Below are 15,319 nucleotides of genomic sequence, written 5' to 3' on the forward strand. Positions count from 1 at the left end.
CTCCGAAATACATCAAGCCTGACTAAGATGTTGAGAGAGATAGCTTAACCTTTTGCAATATACTCAGCAATTTGTACTGCATTCCATGCAGCACCTTTTAGTAGATTATCAGAAACAATCCACATATTAAGACCTTTTTCACCTGTAATATCGCGTCTAATGCGACCTACAAATACATCTGGTTTACCAGCTGAATCTGTAGCAAGTGGGTATAGTTGATTCGTTGGATCATCTACTAATGTAATGCCTGGAGCATTAGCAAGTAATGATTTCACTTCTTCAACATCAAATTCATTGTTGAATTCTACATAAACAGACTCAGAATGTCCGTAAATTACCGGGACACGAACGCAAGTAGCAGATACTTCAATTGACTCGTCGCCCATAATTTTTTTCGTTTCATTCGTCATTTTCATTTCTTCATAGGTGTAACCATTGTCAGTGAATTTATCAATTTGCGGAATCGCATTAAAAGCAATTTGATGCTTAACTGGTAGTCCGCCTACTGGCAATACGTCTGGATTAACTTCCACTTGGTCAAGCACTGCTTTTGTTTGACGAAGCGTTTCTTTAATTGCGCTAACACCAGCACCTGAAACGGCTTGGTAAGTAGACACAATAACGCGTTTAATGCTATAGCGATCGTGTAATGGTTTCAATGCTACAACCATTTGCGTTGTAGAACAGTTTGGATTAGCAATAATACCATTATGCGCCTTAATTTGTTCAGGATTAACCTCAGGAACAACAAGTGGCGTATTTGGGTCCATACGGAATGCACTCGTATTATCGATACAAACAACGCCGCGTTTTGCAGCTTCTGGAGCTAATACTCTAGATACATCGCCACCAGCACTGAACAAAGCGATTTCTACACCATCAAAGCTATCTGGTGTTGCCTCTTCAATAACATATTCATGACCTTTAAACGTTAGTTTCTTACCAGCCGAACGAGCTGAAGATAGAAATTTGATTTCATTGATAGGGAAGTCTCTTGTCTCTAACAACTTAATAATTTGTTCCCCTACTGCTCCCGTTGCTCCGACTACTGCTAAATTATACAATTTTTGGTTTGACATATGATGTCTTCTCCCCTCTATACTGTGGCTAATATATTAATGCCGTTCGATTAGCATTGGTTGTAATTGCTTACCTTGTAAGGCTGACTCACAAGCTTCCATAACCAGATCCATTCTAGCAACTAATGAATTAGGTTTATTAATAGGATCATCTTGACCGAACGGCACAAAATAAATATTTTTCGTAACTAACAGCTTCGCTATGTTTGCGGCATTCAATCCTAGACCATCGTTAGTAGAGACAGCAATGACGATTGGACGACCGTTACGCATTTGCGACTTTGCTGCCATAAGCACTGCACTATCCGTAATCGCGTTCGCTAAGCGACTTGTCGTATTACCTGTGCATGGTGCAATAGTTAGCACATCGATTTTTTTCGATGGTCCCAGTGGCTCTGCTTGCACAATCGTTGAAATAATCTCATTACCGGTAATCCGGATCAATTCACTGCGCCACTTCTCCGCTGTACCAAAACGTGTATCCGTTGTTAGCAATGTATTGGAAACAATCGGTATTACGTTAGCACCAGCATCGATAAATCGCTGTATTTGAGGCATTATTTCTTCTAATGTACAATGTGAACCAGATAAAGCATAACCTACTGTTAATCCATCCCAATTCATCGTAAATCCCTCCGCATCGTCAATTCCGTGTGAATCAATTGACTTAAGCAATCTGCTAGTAGTAAACCTGCAGTTCTGGGGGCTACGATGCCAGGCAAGCCTGGTGCAAGTATAGCTTTCAGGCCTCGTTCTTCTGCAAAGTGGAAATCCGTTCCACCTGGCTTAGTCGCGAGATCAATAATAACCGTACTTTTTTGTAGTTTTTCGATTATTTGCGCTGTGATTATCATAGTCGGAATTGTGTTAAAAAGCAAGTCAATATTACCTACAAACTGCTCAAGATCCTTTGTATAAAAAGGATTGAAGCCCATTTCATACGCTCTTGCATATTGCTCAGAACGCCTTACACCCAAATAAACATTTGACCCTAATGCTTGTAATGTTCTTGCCATTGTGACCCCAGTCCGACCAAATCCTAACACCATCGAGTTCGATCGATGAATCGTAATATCCGTATGCTGAATCGCCATCATTAGAGCACCTTCAGCTGTAGGAATAGAGTTATATATAGCTACATCATCACGTTCAAACAACTCTACTAGCCGGTAATTACTATCATTACATAATTGTTTCAAGTAGCTTTTGGCTATTCCAGTATAAATGGTGCAATGATTAGGTAACGCTAGCAAATACTCCTTCGTTAGCTGCAAGTTCTCACTACTGAAAACAGTATGAATAAAGCCATCATCATCCGTACCAACTGCTGGCAGGATTAATGCATCAAGATCCTCGAACGATCTAATATCTAATTCTACAGCAACTGCACGTGGATGTAGTTCTTTCTTCTGATCAAATCCACAAATGGTAACTTGAGCATTCAGTTCACAAAGCTTATGAATCACTTCAAGTTGCCTAGCATCGCCGCCAAGTAGAAGTACTTTTACGCCTGTTAACATCAGGCACACTCCTTTCTGGCTCAAAAATATAAGTTATTGTATGCTTCGACTCGCTAATGGGTGATTATCCATGCCCGATCGTTTTCTAGGGTTTTATAATTTAAGCGGACACCAAAGACTTTATTATCACGTTTACGTACCATTCCTACCCGAAAACTAGTGATTAAGAGCTTAATTTCGGAGCGAAGCTTACACAATTCCCCTAATCATATAAAAGTGAAATTCCAGCCACCTAACGTCACAATATTCCATTAAAACCAAAAAAAGCATCTCCACGCTACTAGTTAAGTAGCATAGAGATGCTTAGAAAGCTTTACATTATAAGTCCGATTAATAATTTAGACACCAGTATGTCCGAAACCGCCAGCTCCACGCAATGTATCAGGAAGCTCGTCCGCTTCAATGATCGTTACGTTAGGGACAACTTGGAATAGCATCTGCGCGATGCGTTCGCCACGTTCAATTGTGAACGGAGCTTGACCATGATTGATCAATAATACTTTAACCTCACCGCGGTAGTCGGCATCGATCGTACCAGGTGAATTAAGGCATGTAATACCATGCTTATAAGCTAGTCCACTGCGTGGACGAATTTGTGCTTCTAACTCAATGGGCATCGCCATCGCAAAGCCGGTCGGAATAAGTTGGCGCTCACCTGGAGCTAGAACAACTGGCTCCGCTACTGCAGCTTGCAGGTCAAAACCTGCCGAGCCTTCTGTCATCCGTTTTGGAATAAGCAAATCTTCATTACCTTCTAGTCGTTTAAATAACACTTGAAACAAGCTGATCCCTCCTAAGTTTCGCAATTGCTTTATCATCAGTACCTACCATCGACACCGCAAACGGAGTTGACAACATAATCTTTGTTACTTCTCTAATCTCGTCCATTGTAATATTATCAATGTGAGTCAGTAAAGTATCTAATGAATTATGCTTACCCTGCATCAGCTCATGTTTACCATTACGATTCATACGACTGCTTGTACTTTCAAGATTCAAAATTAATGAACCTTTCAATTGTTCTTTTCCTCTGGCAACCTCTGCATCAGTTAATCCCTTTTGACCTACCTCGTGCATCAGTTCCATCGTAAGATCAAGAACATCCTTTGTTTGCTTCGGCGCTGTACCTGCATAGATCGTGAATAAACCAGAATCAGCAGCAGAACTATGATAGGAATATACAGAGTATGCTAATCCTTTTTCCTCACGAATAACTTGGAACAATCTTGAACTCATGCCGCCGCCTAATGCGTTATTAAGCAGGATCATTGCATTTTGCAATGGGTCACCTAATGCACAGCCAGGGAATGACATACAAATATGATTCTGTTCTGTTTTCTTTTGGAAGAACGAGTATTCACCAATAAATTGAGGAACGACGATGCTATCTGTTAACGGCTCATTATTTTGATAATGACCGAAATATGTTTCTAATAAATCCAGTAACGCTTTTTCCTCTACATTACCCGCTACACTAAGGACAATATTGTCAATCGCATAACGTTCCTTCATAAAGTCTCGCAATGTTTGCGAGTTCATACTTGCTAATGTTTGCTGTGTTCCAAGTATAGAATAAGCTAATGGATCATTGCCGTATGCAGCTTTAGCAGCTTCATCGTGAACACGATCGTCCGGCGTATCCTCATACATTGATATTTCTTCTAAAATAACATTACGTTCCTTCGCAAGTTCTTCTTCATCCATTTGCGAATGGAAGAACATATCTGAAAGCGCGTCTACAGCTAACGGTAGATGCTGATCCAAAACTTTAGCGAAATAGCAAGTATATTCTCGTGAAGTGAATGCATTTACGTTACCACCAATTCCGTCGAATAAATCAGCAATATCGCGCGCACTTCTTTGCTCCGTACCTTTGAACATCATATGTTCGATAAAATGTGAAATTCCGTTATTAAGTTCTGTCTCATTACGCGAACCATTTTTTACCCAAATACCAATTGAGACGGATCTAACCGTAGGAATTTTTTCGACAACGACACGCATGCCGTTGCTAAGCTTGAACTTTTCCACCAAGCAACCTCCTAAAACTTTTCGTATCTTCTTGATTGACTTTCTAGTAACGAAAAGTCACTTCGAAAGCATGAACTAAAACTTTTCGTATCTTCTTGATTGACTTACCAGTAACGAAAAGTTACTTCGTAAGCATTATCCAACTTTTCGTATCTTCTTGATTGACTTTCCAGTAACGAAAAGTTACTAGGAAGCACATAAATTATTGAATCATTCAACTATATCAGAATAAATCTACTCCCTCAACTGTATCCTTTAATCGTTCGGAAGATAATGTATTACTCACTGTGCCGATAGAGTAGCCTTGTTCTTTAATAATTTTGATCATTTCAGGCATTGCTTTAGCTGTTGAGATCGTTGGATGCATTAATATTAATGCGCCTGGCTCTAATTTCGTCGTCACACGTGTTACAACCGTTGCTGCCGGTGGTCGCCTCCAATCAATCGTATCAATCGTCCATAGTACCGTCAATAAACCTTGATCTCGCGCAACTTGTATCGTTGCCTGATTGAAAGAACCAGATGGTGGTGCGAACCATTTGTTCTCTACATTCAGTTCTTTCAATAATTGTTCTGTGCGTGTAATTTGTCTCTCTTGTTCAGAGCGAGATAGCTTCGCCATATCTGGATGAGAATATGCATGATTGGATAACTCATGACCAGCATTTTGAATCTTTATAGCTAATTCTTTATTGTCACGAAGCCATGTTCCATCCAGAAAAAATGTAGCATATACTTGCTCTTGCTCTAGCGTACTAAGTATAGATTCTATATATTCATTGCCCCATGCGACATTGATCATGAACCCAATTATTTTCTTATTAGCATTACCTTTGTAGATCGGATGGTTCCCCAAATCTTCAAGCTTAACCACAGGTTCTGTATTTTTGTAGATGAACCTTATTTTCTCTCCACGTACCATCTGCAAATTATATTCATATGTTTTCTCGATATCTACTTCTATTCCATTGTAGCCAGGGATCGCATGAAAAACTCTATCTATTCTTGCATTGATCGGTTCAATCTTATGCTTACCCACTTCTGCTTCGATTTGAGCATATAATTCCTTTTTCTCAGCCTCTGAACGATTCACTTGCATGAAGGTATATACCGCATCCTGTTCTTGAACATGATGAATGAAGCTAGACAGATTTCCATTAAATTTTATGAATACGACAAGCGCTAATGTACTTGCCACGATAAAGGAAGCTTTTTTCCACCATTGGATTCTCACGTTTCTCACTCCTGCACCATTTACTGCATACACCTGTACAAGCGTATCTGTAGTACATGTTATGAGTGAACGCCTTCAATTATGTGTGAAACGCAAAAAAAGAGACAGATCTAATCTGACTCTTCATCGCATTGCTATTCAACTATCATTCAATTAAGCTTTTGGAGTTTCTTCAGCAACGAGTACCGCTTTACGAGATAGGTTAATACGACCTTGTTGGTCGATTTCTGTTACTTTAACAGTGATTTGATCACCAATAGCAACAACATCTTCGCATTTCGCTACACGGTCAGATGACAGTTGTGAAATATGAACTAGTCCATCTTTACCAGGTAGAATTTCTACGAAGCAACCAAATTTCTCGATACGTTTCACTGTACCTAAGTAAATTTCGCCAATAACGACAACTTTGACAATACCTTCGATAATCTCTTTTGCTTTTTGGATCATTTCTTCATCAGATGAAGCGATGAATACTGAACCATCTTGCTCAATATCGATTTTCACGCCAGTATCTTCAATGATTTTGTTGATGATTTTACCACCAGCACCAATAACATCACGAATTTTGTCAGGATTGATTTTCATACTAATAATTTTCGGAGCATATTTAGACAATTTTGGACGAGAGGCAGTGATAACTTCCGCCATTTTACCTAAAATAAATAATCGTCCTTCTTTAGCTTGATCAAGTGCTTGAGTTAAAATCTCACGATTGATACCAGAAATTTTGATATCCATTTGGATAGCCGTAATTCCTTCAGCAGTACCCGCAACTTTGAAGTCCATATCGCCAAGATGATCTTCCATCCCTTGAATATCAGAAAGAACTGAGAAGTGATCTCCGTCTTTGATCAGACCCATTGCAATTCCTGCAACTGGAGCTTTTATCGGCACGCCTGCATCCATCATCGCTAACGTACTTGCACAAATACTTGCTTGCGAAGATGAACCATTAGATTCAAGAACTTCGGATACAAGACGAATTGTGTAAGGGAATTCTGCTTCAGAAGGAATAACTTTAGCTAATGCACGTTCTCCTAATGCACCGTGACCGATTTCGCGACGTCCTGGAGGACGAAGTGGTCTAGCTTCACCAACACTGAATGGCGGGAAGTTATAGTGATGCATGAAACGTTTTGTTGTTTCAACTGAGATACCATCTAAAATTTGAATATCACCCATCGCACCTAGCGTACAAACACTTAATGCTTGAGTTTGCCCACGAGTAAATAGTCCAGTACCGTGCGTACGAGGCAATATCGCAACATCACACTCGATTGGACGAATCTCACCTAAAGCACGACCATCTGGACGAACTTTATCATGAGTAATTAGACGACGAACTTCTTCCTTCACGATATCGTAAAGAATTTCTTTCACGTCAGCAATTAATTCTGGAGTTTCAGCATATACTTCTTCGAAGTGAGCAACGGTTTCGCTGTTAACTACATCGATTGCCTCTTGACGAGCATGCTTCTCAACAGTTTTCACCGCTTCAACAAGACGTGCACTTGCATAGGCACGAACAGCTTCGTTGGCTTTCTCATCAACAGCATGAAGAACAACTTCCATTTTTTCTTTACCTGCAAGAACGCGGAACTCTTCGATTGCTTTAATAAGTTCTTTGATTGCATCATGACCGAACATGATTGCTTCAAGAATAACCGTCTCAGACACTTCATTAGCTTCAGCTTCTACCATCATAATTGCATCTTTTGTACCGGATACAACAAGATAAATATCAGATTCTTCTGATTGAGCAATCGTCGGGTTAATAATGAATTCACCATTAATTCTACCAACGATGACTCCACCAACTGGACCATCAAATGGTACATCTGATATCGTTAATGCCGCTGAAGTACCAATCATAGCTGCAATTTCAGGTGCGTTATCTTGGTCTACAGACATAACAATATTAGCAACTTGTACATCATTACGGAAACCTTCTGGGAATAATGGACGAATTGGACGGTCAGTTAGACGGCTAGATAGTATAGCTTTCTCACTTGGTCTACCTTCACGCTTAATAAATCCTCCAGGGATTTTACCTACTGCATACATACGTTCTTCATAGTTTACCGTCAGTGGGAAGAAATCCAAATCCTTTGGTCCAGTTGAAGCCGTTACAGTACAAAGTACTGCAGTATCTCCGTATGTTACCATTACAGCAGCATTGGCTTGCTTCGCCAAACGACCTGTTTCTAGCACTAGCGTTCTTCCACCTAGCGTCGTTTCAACACGATGTTGCATTCAAACCCTCCTTTTCTATTACAAAAAGCAACCCGTAGCCTCAACGATCCAATAATGGACCTGCTAAAGGACTGTCAGGTTGCTTTTCATTACACTGATCTTAACGGCGTAAGCCTAGTTTTTCAATCAATGCGCTATAACGTCTAACATCTTTGTTTTTAAGGTATGCAAGTAATTTACGACGTTGACCTACCATTTTCAACAAACCACGACGTGAGTGATGATCTTTCTTGTGAGTACGAAGATGATCTGTCAAAGTCACGATGTTTTCCGTTAGGATAGCTACTTGTACTTCTGGAGACCCCGTATCACTTGCGTGAGTTTTGTGCGCCTCAATAATTTCATTTTTACGTTCTTGTGTAATTGCCATCCATGTTCACCTCCTTATCATAATCGCCATTAGCCTCGTTATCGGCGGTGAGCTCGATAACCATGCCAAGGTTCAGTTACTGCTGCTTGTACACGCTAAATGTGCAAGTGCAATATCAGTACATAGTATAGCATAGATGAATTTAGTTTGTCGAGATTATGTTTGCAGTAACAGCTGTAGCTTGCTTAGCATCAAGCTTCAACTGTTCAATCAAAGCAGCAATCCCCTCAAATTTACGCTCTGAACGTAAATATTGGACAAGCTCAATCGTCATCGTCTCACCGTAAATATCTTCTGAAAAATTGAACAAGTGTGCTTCCATAACTGGAACAATATCTTGTTCATAGAACGTCGGCTTCATTCCATGATTCATAACACCATAATACGTTTTATTGCCGAGATGCGCGATAATCGCATATACACCTAAGCGGACCGTAACGTATGGAGCATGAAGCCGAAGATTTGCTGTAGGAAAACCAATCGTACGTCCGCGCTGATCGCCTTGAACGACCGTTCCCTCAACTTCAAAATAACGACCTAATAAATGGTTAGCTCGCTTAATATCTCCACTTTCCAACCACTCTCTTATTGCAGTACTACTAACTTTCACTTCATCAATAAGATAAGCCTCAATAACGTCCACTTGAATCGCTGGTTCGCATAATTTCTTCATAATATCCGGATTTCCGGAACCACCTACACCAAAGCGGAAGTCGAAACCGATCACAACATTGACGACATGAAGTGTTTGTAAAATGTTAGTAACAAATTCATAAGGAGTAATCTTTGAAAAATTACTATCAAATTTGACGATAAACACATAATCAACGCCAAGTTTTTCAAACAATCTAGTTTTCGTGAATAATGGAGTAATGCATTGAACGTATTGTTCACCTTGACCTAAAATCGCTTTGGGATGAGGATCAAATGTCATGACTGCCGACGCTTGCCCATTAGCTTTTGCAGTAGAAACTGCTTTAGAAATAACTTGCTGATGCCCTTTGTGAACACCATCAAAATGTCCTATTGCAATCGATAATGATTGATCATTCAACTCTATCTCACTAAGTGATATAGGGTAAGTCAAAGTTATGATTTTCAAAGTTGACACACCTACATTTCATCATTAACATTTTCGATCAAGAAAATACTTTAATTGGTTTCACAACATGATTTTGTTTATCAAGTTCGAAAATACCCAAAAAAACATCTTCTTCATCAAAGACACGAACCAAGGAATGATCCGCTAACAACTGATGTCCTGTTATATCCGTCCAATAAAGCTTTTGGCCTTGGATCGCATATCTCCGCTTGATGCTTTGTACTGTCGTAGCAGGAAGATGATCAATAGCAAGCTCTGGCGCAACAAGTAGCTGCTGGAGTGTACCATTGTTCATATGTTCTTCCACTTGCTCTAGTGTTAAGCATTGAGACTTCGTTATGCCTCCTGACATCGTACGAATTAATGATGCCATCGTAGCAGGTACACCTAATGCCTTTCCAATATCAACACATAATGTACGAATATATGTACCTTTTGAGCATTGTACGGAAAAGCTGAATTGTGGATGCTCCCCATCTAGATCAAGATGAAGTAGGTCAATCGAGTAGATCGTCACTTTACGTGATTTACGCTCTACCGTCTTGCCTTCACGAGCAAGCTCGTACAAACGTTTTCCATCTACTTTGAGAGCAGAAAACATAGGCGGAATTTGATCTATTTCACCAAGAAAGCTATGGAGCACCTCATGTATTTGTTGTTCCTTTATAACAGATACTTCAGCAGTTTCAATGACTACGCCTGTAATATCTTCCGTATCCGTCGCTACTCCCAAACGAATTGTTGCTTCATAAGCCTTCGGACGTTCTTGAATATATTCAACCACTCGAGTGCCTCTGCCTAAACATAACGGAAGTACACCCGTCACCATAGGATCAAGTGTACCCGCATGCCCAATTCGTTTCATTCCAAGTAGGCGGCGAGCTTTCGCCACTACATCATGTGATGTCCAACCTTCAGCCTTCCAAATGGCTAGTACGCCGTCCATCTTATGTCAACGCCTTTCGTATCGCTCCAACTAAATCTTCAATACTACTATTCATATCAGCATTCAATTTACAGCCAGCAGCTCTAACATGACCACCGCCACCAAAGCTATGTGCTACAGCTGCAACATCAACTTTTCCAGCAGAACGAATACTTGCTTTCACAAACCCTGATTCCGATTCCTTGAAGAGAATCCCAACCTCAACACTATCGACATTCAAAACATAGTTGACAATACCTTCAAGATCTTCTGGAACAGCACCACAAGTAGCTAAGTCATCATGCATAACAGATACCCAGCCAATTCGATGATCTTCACTGAAGGAAATTCGCGCTAATAATGTTTGAAGTAAGCGAAGTCTTGCATACGTCATTTTTTCTAGTAAATGATCTGCAAGCTCATAAGCAGAAACACCAAGAGCTAGAAGCTCTGATGCCATTGCCATCACTTCTGGAGATGTGTTGGAATATCGAAATCCGCCAGTATCCGTCAATAACCCCGTATACAGCGCAATGGCGCAAGGTAAGTTCGGAGTTAGGTTAGCGTATTTAATAAGATCATATATTATTTCAACTGTTGCTGCGGCATGTGAACGTACAATATTCAATGTACCAAATTCATTATTAGTAGGATGATGATCAATATTGAGCAGTGGAGTAATTCCAGTAGTAAACAATGTTCTTACTTCACCAAGACGAGAATAATCTGCACAATCAAGGGCAATCACCGCATCAAATTGCAACGAGGCTTCACGATTGAATCGCTTTATATTATCGTATTGATACAAATAGCTAAGGCGACCAGGTAATTCGCTCTCATTAATAATAATTACCTGCTTGTTATATTGCTCAAGCAACCAAGTCATTGCTGAACATGAACTAATCGCATCACCATCTGGTTGTTCATGAGCAATAACTAGAAAGGAATTATAGCGTTCTATAAACGCTATAGCTCCTTCTAGTTGCTCATTATAAGAATGAGATGTAATCATCACTCTTTTGAATCCTGATTAATTTCTGTAAGAAGATTTTCGATACGACTTCCATACTCAATGCTGTTGTCAAACTTAAAGTGTAATTCTGGAGTATGTCGGAACTTAATTCGCTTACCTAGCTCAGAGCGAAGATAGCCGGTAGCTTTAGAAAGTGCTTTTAGAGTTTCTTCTTTCTGTTCATCGTTACCCAGTACACTCAAGTAGATTTTAGCTTGTGAAAGATCATTTGTCGTTTCAACACCAGTGACTGTAATAAAGCCAATACGAGGGTCTTTTAATTCAGTCTGTATTAAATGACTAATTTCTTTCTTGATTTGCTCACTAACACGACCTACACGAATTTTAGCCATTACTTATTCACCTCTCAACTGTCTCCATAACAAATGACTCGATAATGTCTGATTCTTTAATATCGTTAAAGCGATCAAGTGTAATACCACATTCGAAGCCTTGTGTAACTTCTTTGGCATCATCTTTGAATCGTTTCAAAGTATCGATTTTACCAGTGTAGACTACAATACCGTCACGAATAACGCGTGCTTCTCCGTTACGAACCATTTTACCATCAACAACCATACAACCAGCAATTGATCCTACTTTTGTAACTTTGAAGATATTACGAACTTCTGCATGACCAGTAATAACTTCTTTGTAGATTGGATCTAGAAGACCCTTCATCGCTTGCTCGATTTCATCGATAATTTTATAGATAACTGAGTGTAAACGAACATCTACTTTTTCTTGTTCAATCGCATATTCAGCTTGTGGTTCTGGACGAACGTTAAAACCGATTACGATAGCATTAGAAGCAGATGCCAAGTTAACATCAGATTCAGTGATCGCACCTGCGCCACTATGAATGATTTTAACGCGAACACCTTCAACGTCAATTTTCGCAAGAGAACCTTTCAATGCTTCTCCAGAACCTTGAACATCGGATTTAATGATAACGTGAAGATCTTTCATCTCGCCATCTTTAATTTGGTTGTACAAATCATCAAGTGTTACACGAGTGTTTGCACCGATTTCAGACTGACGATGTTTGATCGAACGACGATCAGCGATTGCACGTGCTTTACGCTCATCTTCGAACACCATAAACGGATCACCAGCAAGTGGAACTTCCGTTAAACCTGTAATTTCAACAGGAGTAGAAGGACCCGCTTCTTTTAAGCGACGACCACGGTCATTGACCATTGCTCTTACACGACCGAAACAGTTACCTGCAACGAATGCATCCCCTACTCTTAACGTACCATGTTGGACTAGAATACGTACAACTGGACCTTTACCTTTATCAAGTTCAGCCTCAATGACAGTAGCACGAGCACGTTTGTTAGGGTTTGCTTTAAATTCATTCATTTCTGCAACTAATAAAATCATTTCAAGCAGATTTTCAATACCCATACGTTGTTTCGCAGAAACTTCTACGAAGATTGTATCGCCGCCCCATTCTTCTGGAACTAGCTCATATTCAGTCATTTCTTGCTTGATTTTATCAATATTTGCTTCAGGTTTATCGATTTTGTTAACAGCAACGATAATTGGCACACCAGCAGCTTTCGCATGGCTGATTGCTTCAACAGTTTGAGGCATAATACCGTCATCTGCTGCAACAACGATAATCGTAATATCAGTTACTTGTGCTCCACGAGCACGCATTAATGTAAACGCTTCGTGACCTGGTGTATCAAGGAATGTAATTTTCTTGTTGTTGATTTCAACTTGGTAAGCACCGATATGTTGGGTAATACCGCCTGCTTCGCCTGTCGTAACATTCGTTTTGCGGATAGAGTCAAGTAGTGTTGTTTTACCATGGTCAACGTGACCCATAATCGTAACAACTGCCGGACGAGTTACTAGATCAGCAGCTTCATCTACTTCATCAACCGTTTCGAAGTTATCTTCTTCAACTGGAATTTTCACTTCTACTTCAATGCCGTATTCTGTTGCAATTAGCATAATCGCGTCCATATCAACCTCTTGGTTAATCGTAGCCATTACACCTAAGAATAGAAGCTTTTTGATAACTTCCGAAGCATCTTTATGAAGTATCTTAGCCAGTTCACCAACTGTTAATGTACCGCGAACGATAATTTTCTTCGGTGTATTATCAATTTTTTCACGAGGTGGTTGGTTTTGATAATTATTTCTGCCACCGCGACCTTTATTATTGCGATTATTTCTGGAGTTAGATCCGGATTTCCCATCCTCAAAACGATTGCTGCTATTTCTACCTTTGTAATTTGAATTTGAATTCGAATTCGAATTACGATCACCAGTAGTTGTACGTGCACTGTCAAAACGAGACTCAAATGCACGAGATGGTGCAGGTGAAGTCGAGCTAGTTGAACGATTTTGACCACCGCTAGTAGGACGGTTAGATGAAGATTGACCACCTTGACCGCCACCTTGTGGACGACCTCCAGAAGATTGACCACCGGAATTATTGTAAGGACGAGATTGGCCGCCTTGACCACTACCTTGTGGACGATTGAATCCGCCTGATTGACCTTGTGGACGACTTTGGCTACTTCCTTGACCCTGTGGACGAGATTGACCGCCACCTTGGCCTTGCGGACGACTACTAGATTGACCTTGTGGACGACTTGAACTGCTACCTTGTCCTTGAGGGCGAGACTGACCGCTACTTTGTGGACGACTTCCACTTTGACTACTTTGTGGTCTACTTTGGCTAGAGCTTTGCGTTCTTGGTTGTTGCTCTCTAGCCCCTTGACTACTTGCAGTTGTTGATTGTGTTGAACGTGTAGGAGTATTCGTTACTTCCTGTTTTTCCTCACGGTTCTGATTTTCGTTAGTATTAATAGAATTCCTTGTCTCCTGTCTGTTCTCTTGCGAGATTTCCTTTTTCTCTTGTGTTGCTTCCGTACTTGTAGTAGCTGATTTTACCTTCGTAGCTGATGATTCAGCATTCGATCGTTTCACTGCTGCATTTTCTTTGATTTCACGGAAGAAACCTTCAACTTTAGAAACCATTTGGTTTTCCATTACACTCATATGGTTGTTCACAGGTAAATCCAGCCTCTTAAGAATGGTGATAACTTCCTTGCTGCTCATATCTACCGATTTTGCATATTCGTATACGCGCAGCTTGTCTTTATTTTCCTTACCCTCTATATTATTACTCAAGTAAGATCCACCTCCGTTTTTTGGCTTAAATGACCCACAATTAATTTAGCAAATTGCACGTCAGTAACTGCAATAATTACACGATCTGGCTTTCCAATTGCTCTGCCTAAGCTTTCTCGATCATAAGCTTCGACAAGTTTCACATTGTAAGTGCCACACTTATCTGAAAATTTCTTTTTCGTGTTTTCGGAAGCATCTCCAGCAACAATAACTAGCTTTGCTTTTCCAGCACGAACGGCCTTCAGAACAATTTCATCGCCAGTCGCTAACTTTCCGGCTCTCATCGCCATTCCTAGCGCAGATAAGGCTTTATTTATTTTCATTCAATTGTTAGCTCCTTATTCGCAAAGAACTCATCTTCTAGCTTAATAAAATCTTGTTCTAATTGATCGTATATTTCTTCTCCAACCGGCTGCTTTAATGCACGATCAAGCGCTTTGCTCTTTTTAGCTAGCTTAAAGCAAGTTACTTTCCCGCATAGATAAGCACCTCGGCCTGATTTTTTACCGCTTAGGTCAATCAGAACTTCATCATTCGGTGTCCGTACGACCCGAATCAGTTCCTTCTTCGACATCATCTCTTGACAAGCAACGCATTTGCGAAGCGGTACTTTTCTTGGTCTCATCGCACACCCTCC

15 protein-coding genes are annotated in these 15,319 nt (G+C 40.3%); all 15 read right to left on the reverse strand.

Going from position 1 to position 15,319, the window contains the following annotated elements:
- Window positions 1-44: 44 nt before the first annotated feature.
- Window positions 45-1,079, reverse strand: coding sequence for an aspartate-semialdehyde dehydrogenase (locus tag AC1TO5_RS01295; RefSeq protein ID WP_482060977.1), 1,035 nt, complete (start codon window positions 1,077-1,079; stop codon window positions 45-47).
- A 36-nt stretch (window positions 1,080-1,115) separates the two neighbouring features.
- Window positions 1,116-1,703 (reverse strand): dipicolinate synthase subunit B, encoded by a 588-nt coding sequence (locus tag AC1TO5_RS01300; RefSeq protein ID WP_482060978.1) that lies wholly within the window; start codon window positions 1,701-1,703, stop codon window positions 1,116-1,118.
- Window positions 1,700-2,599 (reverse strand): dipicolinate synthase subunit DpsA, encoded by a 900-nt coding sequence (gene dpsA, locus AC1TO5_RS01305; RefSeq protein ID WP_482060979.1) that lies wholly within the window; start codon window positions 2,597-2,599, stop codon window positions 1,700-1,702. The genes AC1TO5_RS01300 and dpsA overlap by 4 nt, the downstream gene beginning before the upstream one ends.
- A 338-nt stretch (window positions 2,600-2,937) precedes the next feature.
- Window positions 2,938-3,381, reverse strand: coding sequence for a dUTP diphosphatase (dut, locus tag AC1TO5_RS01310; RefSeq protein ID WP_482060980.1), 444 nt, complete (start codon window positions 3,379-3,381; stop codon window positions 2,938-2,940).
- Window positions 3,362-4,630, reverse strand: a complete 1,269-nt coding sequence (locus tag AC1TO5_RS01315; RefSeq protein ID WP_482060981.1) for a M16 family metallopeptidase — start codon at window positions 4,628-4,630, stop codon at window positions 3,362-3,364. The genes dut and AC1TO5_RS01315 overlap by 20 nt, the downstream gene beginning before the upstream one ends.
- Before the next feature lie 223 nt (window positions 4,631-4,853).
- A complete protein-coding gene (locus AC1TO5_RS01320) occupies window positions 4,854-5,864 on the reverse strand; it encodes a polysaccharide deacetylase family protein (protein ID WP_482060982.1) in 1,011 nt (336 codons plus the stop codon).
- Window positions 5,865-6,017: 153 nt separating this feature from the next.
- A complete protein-coding gene (gene pnp, locus AC1TO5_RS01325) occupies window positions 6,018-8,120 on the reverse strand; it encodes a polyribonucleotide nucleotidyltransferase (RefSeq protein ID WP_482060983.1) in 2,103 nt (700 codons plus the stop codon).
- Window positions 8,121-8,220: 100 nt separating this feature from the next.
- Window positions 8,221-8,490, reverse strand: coding sequence for a 30S ribosomal protein S15 (gene rpsO, locus AC1TO5_RS01330; RefSeq protein ID WP_482060984.1), 270 nt, complete (start codon window positions 8,488-8,490; stop codon window positions 8,221-8,223).
- 142 nt (window positions 8,491-8,632) lie between these two features.
- Complete coding sequence (locus AC1TO5_RS01335) at window positions 8,633-9,592, reverse strand: bifunctional riboflavin kinase/FAD synthetase (RefSeq protein ID WP_482060985.1); 960 nt, start codon at window positions 9,590-9,592, stop codon at window positions 8,633-8,635.
- 37 nt (window positions 9,593-9,629) lie between these two features.
- Window positions 9,630-10,538 carry a tRNA pseudouridine(55) synthase TruB gene (truB, locus tag AC1TO5_RS01340; RefSeq protein WP_482060986.1) on the reverse strand — a complete coding sequence of 303 codons (909 nt, stop codon included), beginning with the start codon at window positions 10,536-10,538 and terminating at the stop codon, window positions 9,630-9,632.
- A 1-nt stretch (window position 10,539) separates the two neighbouring features.
- On the reverse strand, window positions 10,540-11,529 hold the full coding sequence (locus AC1TO5_RS01345; RefSeq protein ID WP_482061797.1) for a DHH family phosphoesterase: 990 nt from the start codon (window positions 11,527-11,529) through the stop codon (window positions 10,540-10,542).
- Entirely contained in the window at window positions 11,529-11,882 is a 354-nt protein-coding gene (gene rbfA, locus AC1TO5_RS01350) for a 30S ribosome-binding factor RbfA (protein WP_482060987.1), read from the reverse strand. Before rbfA ends, AC1TO5_RS01345 begins: the two co-directional genes overlap by 1 nt.
- A gap of 7 nt (window positions 11,883-11,889) precedes the next feature.
- Window positions 11,890-14,682, reverse strand: a complete 2,793-nt coding sequence (gene infB, locus AC1TO5_RS01355) for a translation initiation factor IF-2 (RefSeq protein ID WP_482060988.1) — start codon at window positions 14,680-14,682, stop codon at window positions 11,890-11,892.
- The gene (locus AC1TO5_RS01360; protein WP_482060989.1) at window positions 14,679-15,005 is read right to left on the reverse strand and encodes a L7Ae/L30e/S12e/Gadd45 family ribosomal protein; all 327 of its coding nucleotides are present in this window, start codon (window positions 15,003-15,005) and stop codon (window positions 14,679-14,681) included. The genes infB and AC1TO5_RS01360 overlap by 4 nt, the downstream gene beginning before the upstream one ends.
- A complete protein-coding gene (gene rnpM, locus AC1TO5_RS01365; protein ID WP_482060990.1) occupies window positions 15,002-15,307 on the reverse strand; it encodes an RNase P modulator RnpM in 306 nt (101 codons plus the stop codon). Before rnpM ends, AC1TO5_RS01360 begins: the two co-directional genes overlap by 4 nt.
- Window positions 15,308-15,319 lie beyond the last annotated feature (12 nt).

It is taken from the genome of Paenibacillus sp. Y930, from assembly GCF_056786375.1.